The 1,850-nt window shown below is 74.1% G+C and carries 3 protein-coding genes; 2 read left to right on the top strand and 1 reads right to left on the bottom strand.

All coding sequences use genetic code 11. The annotated features are described in order from the left end of the window. Positions 1–40: 40 nt before the first annotated feature. Both BIV57_RS14965 and BIV57_RS14960 read left to right on the top strand, forming a co-directional pair. Entirely contained in the window at positions 41–493 is a 453-nt protein-coding gene (locus BIV57_RS14965) for a pyridoxamine 5'-phosphate oxidase family protein (protein ID WP_071657301.1), read from the top strand. Positions 494–503: 10 nt separating this feature from the next. Next, positions 504–1,067, top strand: a complete 564-nt coding sequence (locus BIV57_RS14960; RefSeq protein WP_071657300.1) for an isochorismatase family protein — start codon at positions 504–506, stop codon at positions 1,065–1,067. Here the strand turns inward: BIV57_RS14960 and BIV57_RS14955 are convergent. Next, positions 1,051–1,830, bottom strand: coding sequence for a COG4705 family protein (locus BIV57_RS14955; RefSeq protein ID WP_217651730.1), 780 nt, complete (start codon positions 1,828–1,830; stop codon positions 1,051–1,053). The genes BIV57_RS14960 and BIV57_RS14955 overlap by 17 nt on opposite strands. Between the last annotated feature and the right edge of the window lie 20 nt (positions 1,831–1,850).

Raw genomic sequence — 1,850 nt, 5'->3', positions numbered from 1 at the left:
CCCGGCAAACGCATCCGGCCACGGCACTAGCGTCAGCACCATGACGACCGCTCACCCCGTCCCCCGAGACCCGGCCACCCGGCTGCGCGAGACCCTCGCGCGCCTCACCGCCGAGGAGGACGTCTGGCTCGCCACCGCCCACCCGCGGCACGGCCCGCACCAGATCCCCATCTGGTTCCTGTGGCGCGACGACCTCGCCTGGCTCTGCACCCGCGCAACCAGCCCCAGCGTCCGCAACATCCGCGCCGACCCGCGGGTCCGCCTGGCGCTGCCGTCCGCCGCCGACGTGGTGATCGTCGACGGCAGCGCCGAACCCGTCCCGCTCGCCGAGGGCCCCGCCGCCGCTTACACCGCCAAGTACCGCTGGGACCCCGCCGCCGAGGCCGACACCCACCTCTTCCTGCGCGTCGTCCCGCGCACCGTGCTCGCCTGGCGCGGCGAGCCCGAGTTCCCCGGCAGATCCCTGATGCGCCGGGGCACCTGGCTGGCCTAACGTCTGCGCCATGACGACCCTTGCGAACCGCCCGGGCACCGCCCTGGTCGTGGTGGACGTGCAGAACGGCGTGATGACCCGCACCCACGACCGCGACGCGGTCATCGCCCGCATCGCCGCGCTCGCCGAGCGGGCCCGCGGCGCCGGCACCCCGGTGGTGTGGGTGCAGCAGACGGACGACAACCTCAAGCGGGGCACCGAGCCGTGGGCGCTCGTCCCCGAGCTGGAGGGCCTGCGGCAGGACGGCGAGCCGGTCGTCCTCAAGCTGTACGGCGACTCCTTCGAGGACACCGACCTGGAGCAGGTCCTCGCCGGGCTCGGCGCCGGGCGGCTGGTGGTGGCCGGCGCCCAGAGCGACGCCTGCATCCGCTGCACCCTGCACGGCGCGCTCGCCCGCGGCTACGACGTCACCCTCGCCGCCGACGCGCACACCTGCGAGGACAACTCCGCGTACGGGCCCGTCCCGACGCCCGCCGAGGTCATCGCGCACACCAACCTCTACTGGCACTACACCGAGGCGCCCGGCCGCTCATGCGCCGCCGTCCCCGCCGCCGAGGTCACGTTCGGAGCGTGAGCGGGCCGCGCCCGCCCCGCACCTGCTGCCGCGTCTGATGGACGATCAGCGCCACCAGCAGCGCGCCCAGCGCGGCGCTGGCGCCCGCGGTGCCCCAGCCCAGGCCGCCGTCGCCGAGCGGCTTGGTCAGCGAGTCGCCCCCGGCCGCGCCCAGCGGCCGGGTGAGCACGAACGCGATCCAGAAGAGGACCGTCGGGCTCGCCGCGGTGAACCGGTGCACCGCCAGCAGGAGCAGCAGCACCGCCGCGATCACCAGGAACGCGCCGCGGAAGCCCAGCCCGGTGTCGTCGGAGAGCCAGTCGCCGGTGGAGGTGCCGAGGGTGTTGGAGGCGAGGATGGCGATCCAGTAGAGGATCTCGCCGCTCCGGGTGTCGATGTTCTCGACGTCGTAGGTCTGCCCCGTCCGCCACCACACCAGGAAGACCGCGGCGAGCACGGACATCAGCAGCACCGCTCCCCAGGCGTAGCCGAGGCCGTCCGGCGCGCTGCCGTGGCCCGGGCCGCGGTTGAGGAAGTCGGAGATCTCCGTGCCGACGGTGCTGGTGCCCAGCACCACCGCCCAGTACAGCGCCGGCCGGTACCGCCGCGACCGCACCTGAGCCACCACCACGGAGAGGAAGAACCCCAGGAACACCCCGGCGGTGAGGACGTACCCCAGCCCCCAGGTGATCCCCAGCAGGTCCCCCGCGGTCTCCCCGAGGGTGACGGCGACCGTCTTGAGCAGCCAGAACAGCACGGTGATCTCGGGCAGTTTGCGCACCATGGCCCCATCGTCCCGAGGCC

It is taken from the genome of Mangrovactinospora gilvigrisea (genome assembly GCF_001879105.1).
GTDB classification, from domain to species: domain Bacteria; phylum Actinomycetota; class Actinomycetes; order Streptomycetales; family Streptomycetaceae; genus Mangrovactinospora; species Mangrovactinospora gilvigrisea.
The sequence above is the reverse complement of the archived record's forward strand: the minus strand, read 5'-3'. Positions and strand labels throughout refer to the sequence as shown.

Coding starts and splice junctions, on each gene's coding strand:
- BIV57_RS14960 (WP_071657300.1), top strand. CDS start 504: ATGACGACCCTTGCGAACCGCCCGGGCACCGCCCTGGTCGTGGTGGAC.
- BIV57_RS14965 (WP_071657301.1), top strand. CDS start 41: ATGACGACCGCTCACCCCGTCCCCCGAGACCCGGCCACCCGGCTGCGC.
- BIV57_RS14955 (WP_217651730.1), bottom strand. CDS start 1,830: ATGGTGCGCAAACTGCCCGAGATCACCGTGCTGTTCTGGCTGCTCAAG.